Origin of the sequence: Mycobacterium sp. E2327, assembly GCF_001672675.1 — a bacterium.
Classification (GTDB): Bacteria; Actinomycetota; Actinomycetes; order Mycobacteriales; family Mycobacteriaceae; genus Mycobacterium.
Genome location: NZ_LZKE01000098.1, coordinates 1 through 20,478, shown reverse-complemented (window position 1 = coordinate 20,478; position 20,478 = coordinate 1). Strand labels below are relative to the sequence as shown.

The 20,478-nt window shown below is 67.2% G+C and carries 18 protein-coding genes; 12 read left to right on the top strand and 6 right to left on the bottom strand.

Annotated features, from left to right (window positions below):
- Positions 1 to 114: 114 nt before the first annotated feature.
- The 4 genes from A5712_RS10430 (at position 115) to A5712_RS10415 (ending at position 4,220) form a co-directional block, all read left to right on the top strand.
- The gene (locus tag A5712_RS10430) at positions 115 to 1,020 is read left to right on the top strand and encodes a diiron oxygenase (RefSeq protein WP_068104174.1); all 906 of its coding nucleotides are present in this window, start codon (positions 115 to 117) and stop codon (positions 1,018 to 1,020) included.
- Positions 1,017 to 2,192, top strand: coding sequence for a DUF4873 domain-containing protein (locus tag A5712_RS10425; RefSeq protein WP_068104172.1), 1,176 nt, complete (start codon positions 1,017 to 1,019; stop codon positions 2,190 to 2,192). The genes A5712_RS10430 and A5712_RS10425 overlap by 4 nt, the downstream gene beginning before the upstream one ends.
- 298 nt (positions 2,193 to 2,490) lie before the next feature.
- Entirely contained in the window at positions 2,491 to 3,264 is a 774-nt protein-coding gene (locus A5712_RS10420) for an STAS domain-containing protein (protein ID WP_231982090.1), read from the top strand.
- A gap of 89 nt (positions 3,265 to 3,353) precedes the next feature.
- On the top strand, positions 3,354 to 4,220 hold the full coding sequence (locus tag A5712_RS10415) for an LLM class flavin-dependent oxidoreductase (RefSeq protein ID WP_068104170.1): 867 nt from the start codon (positions 3,354 to 3,356) through the stop codon (positions 4,218 to 4,220).
- 4 nt (positions 4,221 to 4,224) lie between these two features.
- Here the strand turns inward: A5712_RS10415 and A5712_RS10410 are convergent, their stop codons facing one another.
- Positions 4,225 to 5,022 carry an enoyl-CoA hydratase/isomerase family protein gene (locus A5712_RS10410; RefSeq protein WP_197519362.1) on the bottom strand — a complete coding sequence of 266 codons (798 nt, stop codon included), beginning with the start codon at positions 5,020 to 5,022 and terminating at the stop codon, positions 4,225 to 4,227.
- An 83-nt stretch (positions 5,023 to 5,105) separates the two neighbouring features.
- On the opposite strand from A5712_RS10410, the gene A5712_RS10405 reads away from it, so the two are divergent.
- A complete protein-coding gene (locus A5712_RS10405) occupies positions 5,106 to 6,020 on the top strand; it encodes a class I SAM-dependent methyltransferase (protein ID WP_068104166.1) in 915 nt (304 codons plus the stop codon).
- A 3-nt stretch (positions 6,021 to 6,023) separates the two neighbouring features.
- On the opposite strand, the gene A5712_RS10400 is transcribed toward A5712_RS10405, so the two are convergent.
- On the bottom strand, positions 6,024 to 7,964 hold the full coding sequence (locus A5712_RS10400; protein ID WP_068104164.1) for a fumarylacetoacetate hydrolase family protein: 1,941 nt from the start codon (positions 7,962 to 7,964) through the stop codon (positions 6,024 to 6,026).
- Positions 7,961 to 10,228, bottom strand: a complete 2,268-nt coding sequence (locus A5712_RS10395; RefSeq protein WP_068104162.1) for an ATP-dependent DNA ligase — start codon at positions 10,226 to 10,228, stop codon at positions 7,961 to 7,963. The genes A5712_RS10400 and A5712_RS10395 overlap by 4 nt, the downstream gene beginning before the upstream one ends.
- 80 nt (positions 10,229 to 10,308) lie before the next feature.
- Between A5712_RS10395 and A5712_RS10390 the strand changes: the two genes are divergently transcribed.
- From A5712_RS10390 to A5712_RS10380, 3 genes are all read left to right on the top strand, one after another.
- A complete protein-coding gene (locus A5712_RS10390; protein ID WP_068104266.1) occupies positions 10,309 to 11,691 on the top strand; it encodes a mannitol dehydrogenase family protein in 1,383 nt (460 codons plus the stop codon).
- A complete protein-coding gene (locus A5712_RS10385; RefSeq protein WP_068104161.1) occupies positions 11,688 to 12,596 on the top strand; it encodes a carbohydrate kinase in 909 nt (302 codons plus the stop codon). The genes A5712_RS10390 and A5712_RS10385 overlap by 4 nt, the downstream gene beginning before the upstream one ends.
- A 73-nt stretch (positions 12,597 to 12,669) precedes the next feature.
- Positions 12,670 to 13,578: a Ku protein gene (locus A5712_RS10380; RefSeq protein WP_068104264.1), complete on the top strand. Its 909-nt coding sequence runs from the start codon at positions 12,670 to 12,672 to the stop codon at positions 13,576 to 13,578.
- Positions 13,579 to 13,591: 13 nt separating this feature from the next.
- On the opposite strand, the gene pstA is transcribed toward A5712_RS10380, so the two are convergent.
- Genes pstA through pstS form a run of 3 tightly spaced genes read right to left on the bottom strand, consistent with a single transcriptional unit; the run spans position 13,592 to position 16,672 of the window.
- Complete coding sequence (gene pstA / locus A5712_RS10375) at positions 13,592 to 14,494, bottom strand: phosphate ABC transporter permease PstA (RefSeq protein WP_068104159.1); 903 nt, start codon at positions 14,492 to 14,494, stop codon at positions 13,592 to 13,594.
- Between the two features lie 49 nt (positions 14,495 to 14,543).
- On the bottom strand, positions 14,544 to 15,536 hold the full coding sequence (pstC, locus tag A5712_RS10370; RefSeq protein ID WP_068104157.1) for a phosphate ABC transporter permease subunit PstC: 993 nt from the start codon (positions 15,534 to 15,536) through the stop codon (positions 14,544 to 14,546).
- 11 nt (positions 15,537 to 15,547) lie between these two features.
- Positions 15,548 to 16,672, bottom strand: a complete 1,125-nt coding sequence (pstS, locus tag A5712_RS10365) for a phosphate ABC transporter substrate-binding protein PstS (protein ID WP_068104155.1) — start codon at positions 16,670 to 16,672, stop codon at positions 15,548 to 15,550.
- A gap of 280 nt (positions 16,673 to 16,952) precedes the next feature.
- On the opposite strand from pstS, the gene A5712_RS10360 reads away from it, so the two are divergent.
- The 4 genes from A5712_RS10360 to A5712_RS10345 all read left to right on the top strand — a co-directional run.
- Positions 16,953 to 17,744, top strand: coding sequence for an SDR family oxidoreductase (locus A5712_RS10360; protein ID WP_068104152.1), 792 nt, complete (start codon positions 16,953 to 16,955; stop codon positions 17,742 to 17,744).
- A 124-nt stretch (positions 17,745 to 17,868) separates the two neighbouring features.
- On the top strand, positions 17,869 to 18,945 hold the full coding sequence (locus A5712_RS10355; RefSeq protein WP_068104150.1) for a diacylglycerol kinase: 1,077 nt from the start codon (positions 17,869 to 17,871) through the stop codon (positions 18,943 to 18,945).
- 77 nt (positions 18,946 to 19,022) lie between these two features.
- Positions 19,023 to 19,736: an SDR family oxidoreductase gene (locus A5712_RS10350; RefSeq protein WP_068104145.1), complete on the top strand. Its 714-nt coding sequence runs from the start codon at positions 19,023 to 19,025 to the stop codon at positions 19,734 to 19,736.
- A gap of 60 nt (positions 19,737 to 19,796) precedes the next feature.
- On the top strand, positions 19,797 to 20,478 hold a 682-nt coding region (locus tag A5712_RS10345), incomplete at its 3' end, for an Nramp family divalent metal transporter (RefSeq protein WP_231982092.1).

Sequence of the window (20,478 nt, the reverse complement as noted above, 5' to 3'; positions counted from 1 at the left end):
CGGCCCCTCAAGTACCCAGTACCATGGGTACCGCCTGCAGCACCCAACGAAGGGACGCCAGCTATGACTCGCGCCGAGACGATGCAGAGCGAAGCGATGAGGAGGAGCGGCGCTATGACCTCAGCGGTGAAGCCGGGTGGGCCGAGTCGTGAGGAGTTCTCGGACCGATTGCTGAAGGGCTCGGTCAAGAAGTCCTACGAGCCGGTGGTCGACGTCGACTGGGACGCGCCGCTGGACCCCGACAAGTTCTACCTGCCGCCGCGGCTGGTGTCGTTGTACAACACGCCGATGTGGGACGAGATGACGCGCGAGCAGCAGATCGACCTGTCCCGCCAGGAACTGGTCAACACGCTCTCGGCCGGGATCTGGTTCGAGAACATGCTCAACCAGTCGCTGCTGCGGACCATCTTGCACGAGGACCCCACCAGCTCCTCGACGCATTACAAGCTCACCGAGCTGGGTGACGAGACCCGGCACATGGTCATGTTCGGCAAGGCCATCGAGCGCATCGGCGCAAAGCCGGTACGGCCGAGGCTATTTCACCGGTGGATCATCAACGCGCTGCCGCTGGCATTCCAGCGCGGCTCGATGCTGTGGATTGCCGCGCTCATCGGCGAAGAGATCTTCGACTCGCTGCAACGGCAGATGATGGACGACCCCGAGCTGCAGCCAATCATCCAGCGCCTCATGCGAATTCACGTCACCGAAGAGGCCCGCCACATTCAGTTCGCCCGCGACGGCGCCCGCAAGCGCGCCGCGGAGATGCCGCGGCTCAACCGCTGGTTCATGGCCAACATCAACGGGCTGGGCGGATACTTCTTCAACTACTTGTTCAGCAACCCAATCCCGTACGCGCGGGTGGGCCTGGACGCGAAGCGGGCGCGAAAGACCGCGCGCACCAGCGCACACCGCCGCGAGATGCAGGTTGCCGGCTTCGCTCCACTGGCGGCGTTTCTGACCGAGGTGGGCCTGCTGGGCCCCATCGCGCGCCGCGGCTGGAAGCGCAGCAGATTCCTATGACCCAGTCGCCCGTGCGCTGCCATCGGGTGCTCGTCGTTGGGGCGGGAGACAGCGCACGGGCGGCCCTGCGGGCGGCCGGCATCACCGACGTCGCGACACTCGACTGCGACGTGCTCGAGTCAGGGTTCGACGACGCCACCGACACCTGGCTGCTGACGGCGGCCGGTGGCGAACCCGTGCGGGCCCGCGTCGTCGTCGCCGACCGACCGGCGCACATCCCGTGGTTACCGGACATCGCCGGACGCGACGGCTTCCTGGGCGAGTCGTTTCATGCGGCGCAGTGGCCGGCAGGTTTCGACCCGACCGGTAAGCGTGTCGCCGTCATCGGCGCCGATTCCACCGCCGGCCACCACATCCCGCGGCTGATGAAATCGGCGGCCTCGGTCACGGTCTTCGCGCACCCGCCGCGCCGGGTCGTCGACGAGCTGCCGCTGCCCGCCACCCGCGCCAAGCGTTGGCTGCGCCGCCGCATCCGGCCGGCCGCCGACGCGGCGCCGCGACCCACGCTGGTGAGATCGCCCGTCGTCGCCATCACCGCATCGCGCGTCCGAACCGCCGACGGCGTCGACCACGACGCCGATGCCATCATCTACGGGACCGGGTTCACCGCGCTCGACCCGACGTCGGGCACCACGCTGGTCGACGGCATGGAGCCCTACTTCGGGGTCGCCGTTCGCGGCTTGCCCAACTACTTCTTCGTCAGCGGGCCCGACACCGGCGCGCAGGCACGCTATGTCGCCGAGTGCATCACGCTGATGGAACGCACCGACAGCACCCGCATCGAAGTGCGCCGCAGCAGCCAGCGAGTGTTCAACGAGCGCGTCTATGTGCGACCGGCCCAGCCCCAGCCGGTGGCGTCGGCGTTCGAGTTGACGTCCGGCGCGGCCGGCGACGGTGCGACGTACGAGGGCGCGGCGACGCTGACGATCGCCGGATCCGACCACCCGGTGCGCGTGCGTCTCGCCGGCCACCTGGATCCGATCGACGGCCATTATCACTGGCAAGGCACGGTCTTCGGTTCCTCGGCGCTGCCCGACGAGTCGCTCAAGCAGGCACGCACCGCGACCCTGACGGTCGGCGAGCGCAGCGCGCCGGCCCGCATCATCGAGCGGACCCCGTGGGGCACGCACACGGTGGCCGGGGTCGGCGCTCCGCCGTACGCGCTGAGCTGACCGGTATTTCGAAGGTTTGCCGATCGTGACGTTCGGGTAACCGCGTTAGTCTCTTTTCATCTCACGTGTGCTGCGACGGATGGGCAGTTTTCGCCGCTGAGGGGGGCGGGTTCTCAAACAATTGCCGGGCGGGAATTCCAGGAGCGGGGGATATGGCAGCGGACCGGATCGGGAAATCGCATCCGCCGTCTTTCACGGTGGGAACGCGGGGGCCTAAATTGCTATTGAGACACGCGCACCCGGATAACACGGCTTGCCGGGGCTCGGTCGGCGAGGATAAAGCCCTGACCGGAAAGGGGTGGCTGCGGTGAGCGCGGTAGCTGAGTCACCGAGCTCGCTGGCCGTTGCGACGCGCACGGAGCAGTCGGTCGTCGTGCTCACGGTCGAGGGCGTGCTCGACGGCACCAGCTCCGCGGCGCTGCGCGACATCATCACAAAGGCGACGCTGGACGAGCCGTCCGCCGTCCTCGTCAACGTCTCCCGTCTACAGGTCCCCGAGGAATCGGTCTGGTCGAGCTTTATCGGCGTGCGCTGGCAGGCGCACACCCGACCCGACGTCCCGATCGTGCTGGTGTGCGCGGACCGCGCCGCCCGCGAGGCGATAACCCGGAGCGAGGTCGCCCGCTTCATGCCGGTGTACGCGACCGAGAAGTCCGCGATGAAGGCCCTCGACCGGCTCACCAGCCGCACCGTGCGCCACGCCGATGCCGAGCTGCCCGCCAACCTGACCAGTCTTCGCGAGTCGCGCCGGCTGGTCCGCGAGTGGCTGACCGCTTGGTCGCAGTCCGCGCTCATCCCGGTCGCGTTGGTGGTCGTCAACGTGTTCGTGGAGAACGTGCTCGAGCACACCGGAAGCGTGCCGATGATGCGGGTCGAGACCGACGGCGCGACGGCGACCATCGCGGTGTCCGACGCCAGTAGCACACCCGCCCTGCGGCTGCCGTCGCCGGACAAAGGCATCGACGTGTCCGGCCTGGCGATCGTCGACGCGTTGTCACGGGCCTGGGGCAGCACTCCGACAGCGTCGGGCAAGACCGTCTGGGCCGTCATCGGCCCCGAGAATCAGCTCTAGCGCCGACACCTTGTTCGGGGACCCGCGCGCGGGTAAAAGTAGAACACGTTCTAATCTCGTGTGACGGTCCCTCCAGGAAGGCGGATGACGTGCGGTTCACCTACGCAGAGGCGATGACGAACTTTCGCTACTACATCCCGCTGGCCAAGGCGGCCGAGGCCGCCGGCTACGATGCCATGACGATCGCCGACAGCATCGCCTATCCCTTCGAATCCGACTCGAAGTATCCGTACACCCCGGACGGCAACCGCGAATTCCTGGACGGCAAGGAGTTCATCGAGACCTTCGTGCTGACTTCCGCGTTGGGCGCGGTGACGTCGAAGCTGCGGTTCAACTTCTTCGTCCTCAAGCTGCCCATCCGGCCACCCGCGTTGGTGGCCAAACAAATCGGTTCACTGGCCGCGATGACCGACAACCGCGTGGGTTTCGGGGTCGGCACGAGCCCGTGGCCCGAGGACTACGAATTGCTGGGTGTTCCATTTGCCAAGCGCGGCAAGCGGATGGACGAATGCATCGAGATCATCCAAGGCCTCACCACCGGCGACTACTTCGAATTCCACGGCGAGTTCTACGACATCCCCAAGACCAAGATGACCCCGGCTCCGACCAAGCCGATCCCGATCCTGATCGGCGGGCACGCCGACGCCGCGCTGCGCCGCGCTGCACGCCTGGACGGCTGGATGCATGGCGGCGGCGATCCGGAGGAACTCGACGCGCTGCTCGCCAAGCTCAAGCAGTATCGCGAGGAAGCGGGCAAGACCGGCCCGTTCGAGATCCACGTCATCTCGGCCGACGCCTACACAGCGGACGGCATCAAGCGGCTCGAGGACAAGGGCGTCACGGATGTCATCGTCGGCTTCCGCATCCCTTACATCATGGGATCCGACACCGAGCCGCTGGACAACAAGATCCGCAACCTGGAGATGTTCGCCGAGAACGTCATCGCGAAACTCTAGCCCGTCACAGCGGATCCCACTTGGGGGCCCGCTTCTCCATGTGCGCCCTGGCCGCTTCGGCCGGATTGTTGGTGAAGCCGCTGAGGATCTGGGTGCGGTTCTCCAGCTCGATGGCGTGGCGCAGACTCGGCGCGTCCAGCGCCGCGTTGAGCCCAATCTTGGTCTGCCACACGCCATACGCGTTGTTCTCCGCGATGGATCGGGCCAGCTTGAGCGCGGCGGGCATCAGGTCGTCCGGCGCCACCACCTCGTGCACCAGCTTGATGCGATAGGCCTCGTTCGCGTCGATGATGCGGCCAGTCAGCATCAGCTCACGCGCGACCCCGGCGCCCACGATCTTGGGCAGCAGGTAGCTGGTGCCCATGTCCATCGACGAGAAGCCGGCCTTGATGAACACCGATCCGAACCGGGCGGTTTCGGACGCGACGCGGATGTCGCTGACGAGGGTGAAGGCAAGCCCGCCGCCGACGGCGACGCCGTTGACCGCGGCGATCACCGGAATGGGCAGCTCGTAGATCCGGGTGAACAGCTCGGCCAGGCGCACCTGCGAGTCGTAGTTGACCTTGAACGGCGGGCTCGTCGGCCTCGGCTTGGTCCAGGCCTCGCCGGTGCCGCTGAGATCGGCGCCGGCGCAGAAGCCCCGCCCGGCCCCGGTGATGATCGCGACCCGGTGCTCGCCCTCGCCGAGCGCGTCGAGGGCCGCGTCGACGCCGCCGATCAGCGCCCCGTCGATCGCGTTCAGGCGCTCCGGCCGGTTCAGGGTGATGCAGGCGATGTTGTCCTCGAGAGTTTCGAATTCCACTGCGGGCATAGGTGAACCGTAGGCGACGTGGGTGTTTACCGGTGCGGCATACCGTGGTTTTGCCGCCTATCGAAGGAGAGAGCATGGCACGAACCGAAGACGACACCTGGGACCTGGCCAGCAGCGTGGGCGCCACCGCCACCATGGTCGCCGCGGCGCGCGCGGCCGCCACCCGGAATTCGCAGCCCGTCGTCACCGACGAGTACGCCGAGCCGCTCGTCCGCGCCGTCGGCCTGGACGTGTTCACGAAGTTGGCCAGCGGTGAACTCGACGCCGACGACCTCGAGAAGGGCATCGGATTTCCCCGCATGGTCGACACGTTCGCCGCCCGCGCCCGGTTTTACGACGACTACTTCGCCGCGGCCGGCAAGGCCGGCCTGCGGCAGGTGGTGATCGTGGCGTCGGGGCTCGACGCCCGCTCGTATCGGCTTGCGTGGCCGGCCGGGACGACGGTCTACGAGATCGATCAGCCCGAGGTGATCGCGTTCAAGACCGCGACGCTGTCGGAGATCGGCGCGGCCCCCACAGCCGAGTTGCGCACCATCGGCATCGACCTGCGCGAGGATTGGCCGGCGGCGCTGCAGGAGGCCGGCTTCGACCCCGCACAACCCACGGCGTGGCTGGCCGAAGGGGTGCTCATCGGGTTTCTCCCGCCGGACGCCGAGGTTCGGCTGCTGGACGCGATCACCCCGCTGTCCAGCGAGGGCAGCCGCTTCGCCGCGGACTATGGTTCGCTCAACGACGCCTCGCGGGAGTCGGAGGAGCAGGCGCGGCGCACCACCGAGGGCTGGCGCCGGCACGGGCTCGACTTGGACATCGCCGCGCTGACCTACCCCGGCCAGCACACCGACGTCGCCGCACACCTGGGCGCCGACGGTTGGGCGACAACCACTTTCGCGCTCACCGACCTGTTCGCCGCGGCGGGCCTGCCGGAGCTGCTGGAGGCCGAGCACGGCCCGGCCGCCACCATCAACTTCGTGCGGGCGATCAAGGCCTAGCGGTCACGAAGTGCGCTTGGCGAGCCACTCGGCCTGCATCGCCAGGAGCGCCATCGCTTCCAGTTGTGGTGTGTCCGAGTCGAGTTCGCGGTAACGCTGATAGACGTTGACGACGACCCGCTCGGCGTCCAGCCAGGTCGCGTACTCGCCGAGGTCGATGGTGTCGGCGGCCTCGGCCCAGGACAAGCCCTTGCGGTACGCGGCCTCGGCCTGTTCGGCCACGTGCGCGAGATAGCCACGGACCGCGCGGATCCCGTCCGGATCGGTGACCGGGCCATGGCCCGGCACCACGATCGGGGCGTCGAGCGCGATCATCGCGTCGCACGCCGCGATCCAGTTGGCGATCGGGCCGGCCCACACGATCGGGGTGCACCCGATGAACAGCAGGTCGCCGCCGAACAACACCCCCGCGTCGGGCACGTGCACCACCGAGTCGGCGGCGGTGTGGGCGGGGCCCAGGTTCAGCAGGTCGATGCGGCGCCCACCGACCTCGACGGTGAGGTCGCGGTCGAACGTCTGGTCGGCGTTGCGCAGCTTGATGCCGCTGAAGTCGAAGTGCCCGAAGCGGTCTCGCACGTAGGGGGTCGCGACCGGGCCGAGGTTGGCGGTCTGCGCCATGGCCAGCATCTCGGGCGCCATCCCGTGCGCGATCTCGTCGGCGGTGCCCTGCGCGGCGAGGATGCGCACCGACGCGTCTAGCAGCTGGTTGCCGTGGGTGTGGTCGCCGTTGGAGTGGGTGATCAGGGCGTCGGTGATGGGCGCTGACGCCGTGACGGGCCGCATCGCGGTGAGCATTTCCCGGGTCAGCGCCAGGTCGAACAGCGTGTCGACGAGCAATGACGCGCCGTCGCCGGCGATGAGCCCGGCGTTGCTCCACCCGTAGCCGCCGTCCGGGAGCGTCCACGCCCACACCCGGTCGGCGACCTCGTGCAGGCCGCGGGTGTAGGGCACCTTGGCCGGGGCCGGGTTGACCCGGGCCGGTGCGGGCGCGGCGTCCGGGTTGCGCCGGGCGGCCAGCGGGTGCGGCGGGGCGCTGGCGCGCACGGTTTGCCGAGTCTCCCCCAAGCCCTGGACGCGCAGGGTGACGACGTCGCCGTCGTGCAGCCATCCCGGAAACGATTCCAGCGCAGCGGGATTGAGGTGCTCGACGAGCGTGCAGGTGGGCACGGTTCCGGAGCCGATGACGTCGCCGGGCGTGAGCGGCACGCCGCGCGACACGTAGGAGATGACCTCGCCGAAGGTCCAGTCCATCTGGCCGGTCGACCCCGAGCCGATCACGGAGTCGTTGACCAGCGCGGTCACTTGCAGGTCGAGCTTGCCGTCTCGCCGGTAAGGCTCGAGCTCGTCGGGCGTCACCAGGTAGGGGCCCAGCGTGACCCCGCTGTCCTTGCCCTTGCCCTGCCCGATCGCGAGCTGGCCCTCCCGCTGCTGTAGGTCTCGCGCGGACCAGTCGTTGAAGATGGTGTAGCCGATGATGGCGCGTTCGGCTTGCTCGACGGTCAGGTCCTTGCCGCTGACGCCGATGACGGCGGCGATTTCCAATTCGAAGTCCTGCCAAGCGCTTCCGGGTGCCGTCGGGGCATCCTCGTAGGGGCCCAAAACGGTGGTGGGGCAGGCGAAGTAGAACGCGGGGATGCGGTACCAGGTGTCGGCCAGCACCCGGCCGCCGCCCATCGCGGCCTGGCAGTTGCGCATGTGATCCAAGAAGCACAGGGAGTCCCGGATCGACGGCGGGCGCGGGATCGGCGCCAGCAACGTCACCTCGTCGAGGCGGGCCAGAGCCGACGGGGAACGCAACGCGTCCTCGCCGGCCTGGCGCAGCCCGTCGGCGCCGCGGCCGATCAAGTCGAGCAGCGTCACGCCCGCCGGCATCGCGTGGATCGTGTCGCCGGAGAGCACCCCGGCGCGTTCGCCGTCATTGCCTCGGAAGGTCAACCACTTCACTCCCGTACCACCTCACTTGGTTCCTTGTCCGGCCGCAGCCCGCGCCAACTAGATTGGCGCAACCGGTCATCCGGGGTCCATTCGCTGTAGCGCACCTCGCCGACGAGGACCGGTTCGACGAACGTCACCCCCTTGGCGTCCTGCCGGGGCAGCGGGGGGTGGAACGGGGATTGGTCGGTGTGCAACGGCGCCAACGTCTTCTTCAGGTTGGCCAGGTCGCGTTCGGTGAAGCCGGTGCCGACGCGTCCAGCGAAGCGCAGCCCGTCCGGGCCCGGAATTCCCATCAGTAGCGAGCCGATGCCGCTGGTGCGCCCGCCCTCGCCGGCCTTCCAGCCGCCGATGACGACTTCCTGGGTGTTCCAGTTCTTGTCCTTGATCCACGACGCCGAACGCCGGCCCGGCTGATAGGTGGAGTCACGCTTTTTCCCGACCACACCCTCCCAGCCGTACTTCAGCGAGTGCTCGAGCGCCTGGGCCCCGTCACCGAGCAGCAGGTCGGGGACGATCAGATTGCCCTCGGCGGCAAGGAATTCCAGCAGCTTTCGCCGGTCGGAGTAGCGCGCCCGCAGCAACGAGCGGCCGTCCAGGTAGAGCAGGTCGAACGCCCAGTACTCGACGCGGGAACCGCGACCCCGGTTTTGCATCGCGTGGAAGCTCGGCACCCCGTTCTCGTCCAGAATGACGGCCTCGCCGTCCAGTACCACGTGATGCTCGGACAGATCGGCTGCGAGGGAACGCAAATCGGGATATTCCTTGGTGACTTCGCGGCCGCGCCGGGACCGGATTCGCAAGTCGCCGTGATCGACCTCAACCAGGAGCCGATAGCCGTCCCATTTGCCCTCGAATGCCCACTGCCCGGCCTTAAGGGCGGCGACCGAACCCTCCGAGGCGAGCATCGGCGTGATCGTGTCGAACTCGAAGACCTTCTGGTCCTTCATCCGGTGCGCCAGCCATTGGTCGCCGTTGGTTTGAATCAGCGCGTAGCGCCCGGAGATTCGGTTGCCGTGCAGGTTGACGATGACCTCATCGTCCTGGAACTTCTCCGCCTCGTACGTGCCGGCATCCCAGATGACCACCTTGCCGGCGCCGTACTCGCCCTTGGGGATGTTTCCCTCGAACGTGCCGTATTCGAGGGGGTGGTCCTCGGTGTGCACCGCGAGGTGGTTGACCGACGGGGTGTCGGGGAGGTTCTTCGGCACCGCCCACGACACCAGGACGCCGTCGCGCTCGAGCCGGAAGTCGTAGTGCAGGCGCCGGGCGTGGTGCTCCTGGATGACGAACGAATTGCCCTGGCCGGTAACAGGTCTCGTCGACGGTACCGGTTCGGGGGTTTTCGACGCGTCCCGCATGCTGCGGTACTTGCTGAGCCGGTCGCTGACCGGTGCGTCGGCGTCGAGCGCCGCCAGCAGATCGCCGCCGCGGGCGACCCGGTCGAGCACCTCGTCGTAGCGCAGCTGGCCCACCGAGGGATCCTCGAGTTCTTCCCACGTGCGCGGTGCCGCGACGGTCGGATGTTCGCGCCCGCGCAGGGAGTACGGCGCGATGGTGGTCTTGGAGCCGTTGTTCTGGCTCCAGTCGAGGAAGACCTTGCCCGCCCGCAGGCTCTTCGTCATGGTCGAGGTGACCAGCTTGGGCATCGCCTTTTCCAGTTGCTGGGCAACGCGTTTGGCCAATACGGTGGCGCCCTTGCTGCTCACCGGGTTGTCCAGTGGCGCGTAGAGGTGCACCCCCTTGCTGCCGCTGGTGAGCGGGAAGGTGGTCAACCCGATGTCGGTCATCAGGTCCCGCACGGCATGGGCTACCTCGCACAGTTGCGGCATCGTCACGCCCTCGCCCGGATCCAGGTCGAAGACCAATCGCGTTGCCGGACCGGGCTTGAGCTCTTCGGCCCTGCTTCTAGTCCACTCGGCGACGAAGCGCCACTGCGGAACGTGCACCTCCAGCGCCGCCTGCTGCGCGATCCAGGCCAGCCCGTCGAGGCTGTCGATGATCGGATAGGTCGTCGTCCCGGATCGGTGGGTGACGCTGGCCCGCGGCAGCCAGTCGGGCGCCGAGGACGCCAGCTGCTTTTCGAAGAACGACTCCTGCTCGACGCCGTTCGGCCAGCGCTTGCGGGTGGCCGCCCGCCCGGCAATGTGCGGCAGCATCACCTCGGCGACGCGGGTGTAGTAGTCGAAGACGTCGGCTTTGGTGGTTCCGGTCGCCGGATACAGCACCTTGTCGGCGTTGGTCAGCTTGACCCGCGCCGGTGCTGTTGAAGCCATAAGGCCAACCTAGTTGTTCGCACGCGGACGCCGGTACCGTCAAGACCGTGGTTCGGCTGAGCAACGCCACCCTGGGACGGATGCCGATCGCGACACCGGGCTATGACCGCGACGGGATTGCGGTCGGCATCGGGCATATCGGCGTCGGCGGCTTTCACCGCGCGCATCAGGCGATGTACATCGACAAGCTGCTCGAGCGGGGCCTGGCACGGGGGTGGGGCATCTGCGGCATCGGCGTGATGCCGGCCGACCGCCGGATGCGCGACGTCCTGCGCGCCCAGGACGGCCTGTACACGCTGGTTTTGGAGCATCCCGACGGCAATCGCGAAGCCCGGGTGATCGGCTCGATCGTCGACTACCGCTACGCACCGGACGACCCGCCGGCCACCATCGAGCTGCTCGCCGCCCCCACGACCCGCATCATCTCGATGACCATCACCGAGGGCGGCTACCAGATCCGGGACGCGGGCTCGGTTTTCGGTCTGATCGCCGAGGCGCTGGCCCGGCGGCGCGACCGCGGCATCGCCGCGCCCACGATCCTGTCCTGCGACAACATCGAGCACAACGGCGAGGTCGCGCGCCAGGCCGTCATCGCACACGCCGAAACGCTTGGCCCCGGGCTGGCCCACTGGATCGGCGAGCACGCCCGGTTCCCCTGTTCGATGGTCGACCGCATCACCCCGGTCACCACACCGGAGATCGCGGCCGCCGTGGAACGTGACTTCGGAGTCGCCGACGAGTGGCCAGTGGTGGCGGAGGCCTTCGCGTCCTGGGTGCTCGAAGACGATTTCGCCGACGGCCGCCCGCCGCTGGACGAAGCGGGCGTCCTGTTGGTCGACGACGTGAGCCCGTACGAGGCGATGAAGCTGCGGCTGCTCAACGCCGGTCATCAGTGCCTGTGCTACTTCGCTGCACTGTGCGGATACCGCATGGTCCACGACGCGGCGCGCGACCCGCTCCTGGCCGAATTCCTGTTGTCCTATTTCGATTCCGAAGCCACGCCGACGCTGCGACCGGTGCCCGGCATCGACCTGGCCGCCTACACCCGCGGGCTCATCGAACGCTTCGCCAACCCGGGGGTGCGGGACACGGTGGCGCGGTTATGCGCCTACTCCTCGGACCGCATCCCGAAATGGCTGCTTCCGGTGATCCGCGACAACCTGCGCAGCGGCGGCCCGATCCGGCTCGCGTCGGCCACCGTCGCGAGCTGGGCCCGCTACGCCGAGGGGGTCGACGAAGGCGGCGAACCGATCGAGGTGATCGACAACCTGGCGGATGTGCTGGTGCCCGTCGCGCGGTCGCAGCGGCTGCATCCCACCGCGTTCATCGAGAACACCGACCTGTTCGGCGATCTCGCGCAGGAACCCCGATTCGTCGAGGCCTATCGCTGGGCGCTGGACTCGTTGCACGTCCACGGGGCCCGCGCGACCCTGGAGTCGTTGCTGAAAGGGGCGGCCCCGTGACTCGTGCGCTGGTGGTCGGCGAAGCGTTGATCGACATCGTCGGCGCCGCTGAGCACGTGGGCGGAAGCCCGCTCAACGTCGCCGTAGGGCTCGCCAGGCTGGGTCGCGACGTCGACTTCGCCACGCATATCGGCGACGACGAGCGCGGCCGCCGAATCGCCGACTACCTGAAAGCCGCTGGTGCGCAGCTTGTTCCGGGGAGTTCCTCGGCCGACCGGACACCGACCGCGGTCGCGACGATCGGAGCCGACGGGTCGGTCACCTATACCTTCGACCTGGACTGGCAGCTTTCCGGCACACCCGAGGCCGCGCCGCCACTGTTGGTGCACACCGGATCGATCGCCGCCGTACGCGAGCCGGGGTGCCGGGCGGTCGCGGCGCTGGTCGACACCTATCGAGCGTCGGCCACCGTCAGTTTCGACCCCAACGTGCGCCCGTCGCTCATCGCCGACCGGGATCTGGCCCGCGACCGCATCGCCCGCCTCGTCGAGCGCAGCGACATCGTCAAGGCCAGCGACGAGGACCTGACCTGGATCGATCCGGACCGCGACCCGGAGTCGACGGCCCGAGCCTGGCTGGCTTCCGGCCCGGCGCTCGTCGTCCTGACGAGGGGTGATCGGGGCGCGCGGGGTTTCTGTGCGGCGGGCGAGGTCCGCGTGCCCGCCCGGCAGGTCGAGGTGGTGGACACCGTCGGTGCGGGCGACGCGTTCATGGTCGGCCTGCTCGACGCGCTCTGGGGAATGGGTTTGTTGGGCGCCGCCCGGCGGGCCGCCCTGGGCAGGATCGGGCTCGACGCGCTGACCGCGGCGCTGCAGACGGCGTGCCTGTCGTCGGCGTGGACCGTCGGCCGCGCCGGCGCCGACCTGCCCGACCGAGACAGCCTGCGGGCCCCTCCACGGAATTAGCTGTACCCGAAAGTCCCGCGGTGCGGGCGTGCTGCGCTGTTTTGCTGGGGGCGGTGTGGGCATACTGATTTACATGCGTTCCATCTGGAAGGGTTCGATCGCGTTCGGACTGGTGAACGTCCCGGTCAAGGTGTACAGCGCCACCGAGGACCACGACATCAAGTTCCATCAGGTGCACGCCAAGGACAACGGCCGCATCCGCTACCAACGCATCTGCGAGAAAGACGGCGAGGTCGTCGAATACCGTGACATCGCCCGGGCATTCGAATCGCCCGACGGGCAATCGGTGATCATCACCGACGACGACATCGCCACCCTGCCCGAGGAACGCAGCCGCGAGATCGAGGTGCTCGAGTTCGTCCCGGCCAGCGACGTCGACCCGATGCTGTTCGACCGCAGCTACTTCCTCGAGCCGGATTCGAAGTCATCCAAATCATATGTGCTGCTTGCCAAGACGCTCGCCGAGACCGATCGGATGGCGATCGTCCACTTCACGCTGCGCAACAAGACGAGGCTGGCGGCGTTGCGCGTCAAGGACTTCGGCAAACGCGACGTGATGGTGGTGCACACGTTGTTGTGGCCCGACGAGATCCGCGACCCCGACTTCCCCGTGCTGGACAAGAAGGTCGACATCAAGCCCGCCGAACTCAAGATGGCCGGGCAGGTGGTGGAGTCGATGGCCGAGGACTTCAACCCCGACCGCTACCACGACACCTACCAGGAGCAGCTGCAGGAGCTGATCGAGGCGAAACTCGAAGGCGGCGAGGCGTTTACCGCCGAGGAGCAGCCCAAGGAACTGGACGAGACCGAGGACGTCTCCGACCTGCTGGCCAAGCTGGAGGCCAGCGTCAAGGCACGCTCCGGCAACGGTAAGGCGCCCGCCAAGAAGGCAGCGGCGAAGAAAGCGCCCGCGAAAAAGACGCCGGCCAAGAAGACCGCCGCCAAAAGGGCGCCCGCCAAGAAGGCCGCGTCAAAGTCCTGACTGCGCTTGGCGGTCAGCGCCGCCGCATCGACACGAAGCGGAATCCGGCGGCCAGCAGGTTGATCACCGCGACGATGATGATCAGGCTCAACGCCGCACCCCAGATCCGCAGGAAGCCGGCGTGTTCGGGGTTGGTGAGTTCGGTGTAGATCAACAGCGGCAGCGAGGCCATGTTGCCGTGGAACATGTCGAAGTTGATGGACCGGCTGTAGCCGACCAGCACCAGCACCGGCGCGGTTTCCCCGATGACGCGCGCGACCGACAACAAGATGCCCGAGACAATGCCGGGCATCGCGATCGGGATCACGATCCGCACGATGGTCTTCCACTTGGGGACACCCAGCGCGTAGCTGGCTTCTCGCAGGTCGTCGGGCACCAGCCGGAGCATCTCCTCGGTGGACCGCACCACCACCGGCAGCATCAACAGGACCAATGCCAACGACACGGCAAAGGAGCTCTGCTGGAAACCCAGGGTGGCGATCCAGAGGCTGAAGACGAACAGCGCCGCCACGATCGATGGCACTCCGGCCAGCACGTCGACCATGAAGGTCGTGAGCCGCACCAATCGGCCGGACCCGTATTCCACCAGGAACACCGCCGTCATCATGCCGAGCGGCACGGACAACACGGCGGCCACACCCGCCTGGACCAACGTCCCGTAGAGCGCGTGGTACACGCCGCCGGCGAACTCCTCGGGCAACACGCCGCGCAGCGAGTGGGTCCACCAGCCCGAGCGGGTGACGGCATACCACCCTCGTGTGAGCACGACCCCGAGCACCCAGACCAGCGGTACCAGGGCCACGATGAACGAGGCGACGAAAAATGTGGTCGCGGCGTTGTTGGTGATCCGCCGCCGCAGGCTCAGCGGGCTGAACACGTCCGGTTTGACCGGCAAGTCGAGCGCGTCGATACTCATGCGCGCCACTCCTCCCCATCGCTGCGCTCTGCATCGTCGCCGGCGCGACTCATCCGTTGACCTTCCCACCCGCCACCGCGCGCGCAAGCGCGTTGACGACGAATGTCAGGACGAACAGCGCGAACCCGGCGGCAATGTAGGCCCCGGTGGGCAGCGGTTCGCTGAATTCCGCTGCCGCGGAAGCGATCTTGGAAGCAAACGTGTAGCCACCATCGAACAGCGACCAGTTGCCCGGGCGGGCGGCCGACCGCAGGATGATCAGCACCGCAACGGTTTCTCCCAGCGCGCGGCCCAACCCGAGCATTGACGCCGCGATCACGCCGCTGCGGCCGTACGGCAGCACGGTCATCCGCACCACCTCCCACTTGGTGGCGCCCAGCGCCTGCGCCGCCTCCATCTGAATGGGCGGGGTCTGCCGGAACACCTCCCGCGATACCGAGGTGATGATCGGCAGGATCATCACCGACAGCACGATGGCGGAGGTGAAGATGGTGCCGCCGCCGGCCAGCGAGACGTTGCCCTGCTTGAACAGAAACAGCCAGCCCAGATTGCGGTTCAGAAATTCCGCGATCGGCTCGAGTTTGGGCGCCAGGACAAAGATGCCCCACAACCCGAAGATGATCGACGGCACCGCGGCCAGCAGATCAACCATCGCACCGAACGGTCGCGCGAACCGTTTTGGCGCGTATTGGGTGAGGAATATCGCGATCCCGACCGCCACCGGCACGGCCACCACAAGGGAGCTCACCGAGCTCAGCACCGTGACCATGAACAAGTCGCGGATACCGAACGCCAAGTGTTCTGCGCTGGTGGTGTTGAATTGCGCGCTGGTGAAGAAGTTCGCATGGTTCGCCCGCAGCGAGGGCACGGCGCGGATCAACAGGAATATCGCGATCAGCACAATCGCAATCACAATCGTCGAACCGGCCGCGGCGGCGACCAACTTGAACAGTTGGTCGCCCCGCTGCACCTTGTGCGGATCGGTCGCCTTCAGCGCAGGCTGAGTTTTGGTCGTCGGACCGGCCACTGCTCCGCGCGTCATGACATTCCGAATCACGCGATCGCGTTGACCGCAGTCGACAGTTTCGACTTGAACGAGTCCGGAATGGGAATGTATCCGTTGTCTGCCAAGCCATTTTGGCCCGCGCCGATAGTGCTCTGCAGGAAAGCCTTTACGGCCGTGCCGACCTGTGAATCGGGATACTTCGAGCAAACGATCTCGTAGGTCGCCAGCACGATCGGGTAGGAGCCGGCCTGCGTCGGCTTGTAGAACGAGTTGGTGTCGAGCACCAGGTCGTTGCCCTCGCCCTTGACGGTGGCGCCGGAGATTGTCTTGCCGACCGAGTCGGCGCTGATGGCGACGGCATCGCTGCCGGGCGCGGTGACAATCTTGGCCATGTTCAGGTTCTGGGCCTTGGCGAACGACCATTCGTTGTAGGTGATCGACCCCTCGGTGGCCTTGATGGCCGCCGAGGTGCCGTCGTTGCCCTTGGCTCCCTCACCGACACCGCCGTTGAACGTCTTACCGGCGCCCTTGCCCCACGCGCCGTTGGACGCGGCATCGAGGTACTTCTGGAAGTTGTCCGTGGTCCCGGACTGGTCATTGCGGAACACCACGTGAATCGGCTCGGCCGGCAGGGCGGTTCCGTTGTTGAGCGCCTGGACCGCCGGGTCGTTCCACGTGGTGATGACGCCGTTGAAGATCTTCGCCGCCGTCGGACCGTCGAGGTTCATCGAGGTCACGCCCTTGACGTTGTAGGTGATCGCGATCGGGCCGAACACCACCGGCAGGTTCCACGCCGGCGAGCCGCACCGCTGCTGGGCCGCGGCGTACTCGTTTTGGGCCAGTGGCGAGTCCGAGCCACCGAAATCGGTTTGATTGCCGTTGAATTCGCTGATTCCGGCACCGGAGCCATTGGCGGTGTAGTTCAACGTCTGACCGGGGCACGCTTGTTCGAACGCGTTTACGAAGCGCGTCATCGCGTTGGCCTGGGCCGTCGACCCGCTGGCCTTCAGCGTCTTCTTCCCACCGCAGCTCACCTTTCCCGCGGATCCGCCCGACGTCGCACTGCTACCGCTTGCTCCGCTCGAGTTGTTGTTCTCGCTGCCACACCCGGATAACACCAAAGCGGCGCTAGCCAGCACACTCACGGCGGCGCCAAATCGGTTCAGTTTCAATTCTCTTCCTAACAGTAGGGATGAAACATCGCCGCCGCCTGAGGCTGCGGCCCGGCAACCAGGTATCTGTCGCAGCCAAGTAGCTAACAGTAACAAGGTTAACGTTCGGAGAATTCTGTCCGGCGGTCGTCGGGCGACGGTCCCGCGCGCGATTGGGGCCGGTCAGGGAGTTACATCGTCGCGTCGGTATGACAAACTAGAACCTGTTTCAGAAATGCCGTGATCTGCGTCGGCGAGGTTTGTTACCGTGTCGCCGGACAACTCGAATAGAGAGGCCGTAATGATCCTTGACAGGTTCCGTCTGGACGACAAAGTCGCCGTCATCACGGGTGGCGGGCGCGGCCTCGGTGCGGCCATCGCGGTGGCTTTCGCCGAGGCAGGCGCCGATGTGCTCATCGCGTCGCGAACCCAATCTCAACTAGATGCCGTCGCCGAACAGGTCCGCGCCACCGGCCGTCGCGCCCACGCCGTCGCCGCCGACCTGGCCCATCCCGAGTCGACCGCGGAGCTCGCCGATCAGGCCGTCGAGGTGTTCGGGAAACTAGACATCGTCGTCAACAACGTCGGCGGGACCATGCCCAACACCCTGCTGACCACCTCCACCAAGGACCTCAAGGAGGCGTTCACCTTCAACGTCGCCACCGCGCACGCGCTCACCATCGCCGCGGTGCCGTTGATGCTGGAGCACTCCGGCGGCGGCAGCATCATCAACATCACCTCCACCATGGGCAGGCTGGCCGGGCGCGGTTTCGCCGCCTACGGCACCGCCAAGGGCGCGCTCGCTCACTACACGCGGCTGGCCGCGCTGGACCTGTGCCCGCGCATCCGGGTCAACGCCATCGCCCCCGGATCGATCCTGACGTCGGCGCTGGACGTGGTGGCCTCCAACGACGAGCTGCGCGCACCGATGGAGAAGGTCACACCTATGCGCCGCCTCGGCGATCCCGTCGACATCGCCGCCGCCGCAGTCTATTTGGCGTCCCCGGCCGGCAGCTTCCTCACCGGTAAGACGCTCGAGGTCGACGGTGGCCTCACCTTCCCCAACCTCGACATCCCCGTCCCGGACCTGTAAACCATGAGGCGCGAGCAGTCCCCCGCAAGCGGGAGGTACCCCCAGCAAAAGTCCCCTTACGCACGGCGTGTCGGGCGCTTTTGCGTCTGCTCGCGGTGTCACCCCTACCGCTAAGGAGCCCACCATGGCCATACCCGTCGTTCAGTTGGGCACCGGCAACGTCGGCGTCCACGCGCTCAAGGCGTTGATCACCAATCCCGAGTTCGAGCTCACCGGGGTGTGGGTGTCGTCCGACGCCAAGGCCGGCAAGGACGCGGCGGAGCTTGCCGGACTTAAGGATTCGACCGGAGTGCTGGCCACCACCGACCTGGACGCCGTACTCGCCACCGGTCCGCAGTGCGCCGTCTACAACGCCCTGGCCGACAATCGCCTGCCCGAAGCGTTGGAGGACTACCGCCGAGTCCTCGCCGCCGGAATCAACGTCGTCGGCAGCGGCCCGGTCTTTCTCCAATATCCCTGGGAAGTGATACCCGAAGAGCTCATCTCTCCGTTGGAAGACGCCGCGCGCGAAGGCAATTCGAGCCTCTACGTCAACGGCATCGACCCGGGCTTCGCCAACGACCTGCTGCCGCTGGCATTGGCCGGAACCTGCCAAAGCATCCAGCAGATCCGGTGCATGGAGATCGTCGACTACGCCACCTACGACAGCGCGGCCGTCATGTTCGACGTGATGGGATTCGGCAAGCCCCTCGACGAGATCCCGATGCTGCTGCAGACCGGCGTACTGAGCTTGGCGTGGGGGTCGGTGGTGCGGCAATTGGCTGCGGGACTGGGCATCAAGCTCGACAGCATCGCCGAGGAATACGTCCGCGAGCCCGCGCCCGAGGACTTCGACATCGCCTCCGGGCACATTGCGAAGGGCACGGCCGCCGGGCTCCGGTTCGAGGTGTTCGGAATGGTCAACGGCGACCCCGTCGTCGTCCTCGAACACGTCACGCGGTTGCGCGAGGACCTGCGTCCCGACTGGCCGCAGCCCGCGCAGGAAGGCGGCTCCTACCGCATCGAGATCACCGGCGAGCCGTCGTACGCGATGGACATCTGCCTGAGCAGCCGCCTCGGCGATCACAATCACGCCGGCCTGGTGGCCACCGCGATGCGGGTCGTGAACGCGATTCCCGCCGTGGTGGCCGCCGCGCCCGGCATCGTGACGACCCTTGACCTGCCCCTGATCACGGGCCGCGGCCTCTACGTCCCGGGGTGATCTAAAGCACGGCATCAAGCGCCGCCGTTTTGGCGTTGCCCCCAATGGTTCTCAGGGGGTGGCACGAAAGGGAAAGCATGACGAAACGGCGTGTTCTCGTGAGTGGAGCGTCCAAGGGCATCGGCCGTGCGGTCGTCGACCGCCTCGCCGGCAATAGGTACGAGGTGATCGGGCTCGCCCGCAGCGCGCCGTCGGACTTCCCCGGGCAATTCCACGAGGTCGACCTTGCCGACCGGGCCGCGACCGCGCAGACCCTCGACGCGATCGTCGCCGACGGCGTCGTCGACGCGGTGGTCAACAACGTCGGCTTCTCCCGGTGGGGCCGCATCGGCTCGATCGACCTCGACGATCTCTTCACCACCTACGACATGAACGTGCGCACCGCGGTGCAGGTGGTGCAGGCCGTTCTGCCGGGCATGATCGCCTCCGAATGGGGCCGCATCGTCAACGTCACGAGCCCGACGACCCTCGGCGTCGCGGAACGGACGCCCTACGCCGCCTCGAAGGCCGCGCTGGAAACGTGCACCCGCATCTGGGCGGGCGAGCTGGCCGGGACCGGGATAACCGTCAACGCGGTATCACCCGGGCCCATCGAAACCGAAATGTTCCGCCTACGCAGTCCCGCCGGATCGGAAGTCGAGGGTCGTCTTCTTGCCGCCATACCGATGCAGCGCGTCGGCACGCCTACCGAGATCGCCCACGTGATCGCGATGTTGCTGCATGAGGACGCCGGATACATGACGGGTCAGATCGTCCGGGTGGACGGGGGCGGCAGCATCGGAGCGGCATGATTCACCGCGGAGCGGGTAGCCAAACGGTCCGTCGCAGTGTTCGGCTAACCTAACTTTTTTATTCGAGTATGTGGATCGAGGTCGATACGCTTGGCGCAGGGCACCGGGGCCTCGCTCAAAACGAGCTGGTATCTGCTCGGCCCCGCGTTCGTCGCCGCGATCGCCTACGTCGATCCGGGAAACGTCGCGGCCAACGTCAGCGCCGGCTCGCAGTACGGCTACCTGCTGCTTTGGGTCATCGTCGCCGCCAACGTGACGGCCGGCCTGGTGCAGTACCTGTCCGCGAAACTCGGGTTGGTGACCGGACGGTCGCTGCCCGCGGCGATCGGCAAGGGGATGGGCCGTCCCCTACGACTGACGTTTTGGGCGCAGGCCGAAATCGTCGCCGTCGCAACCGATGTCGCCGAAGTCATCGGCGGGGCCATCGCGCTGCGGATCCTGTTCGGCCTGCCGCTGCCGGTCGGCGGGGTCATCACCGGGGTGGTCTCGATGCTGCTGCTGGCGATCCGGGACCGCCGCGGCCAGCTCCTCTTCGAACGCGTCATCACGGGGCTGCTGCTCGTCATCGCCATCGGCTTCGCGGCGAGCTTCTTCGTCGCCACGCCACCGTCCGAGGCCGTGGTGTCGGGATTGCTCCCCCGATTCCACGGCGCCGAAAGCGTGTTGCTCGCCGCGGCCATCCTCGGCGCCACCGTGATGCCGCACGCGGTGTATCTGCATTCGGGCCTGGTGCTGGACCGGC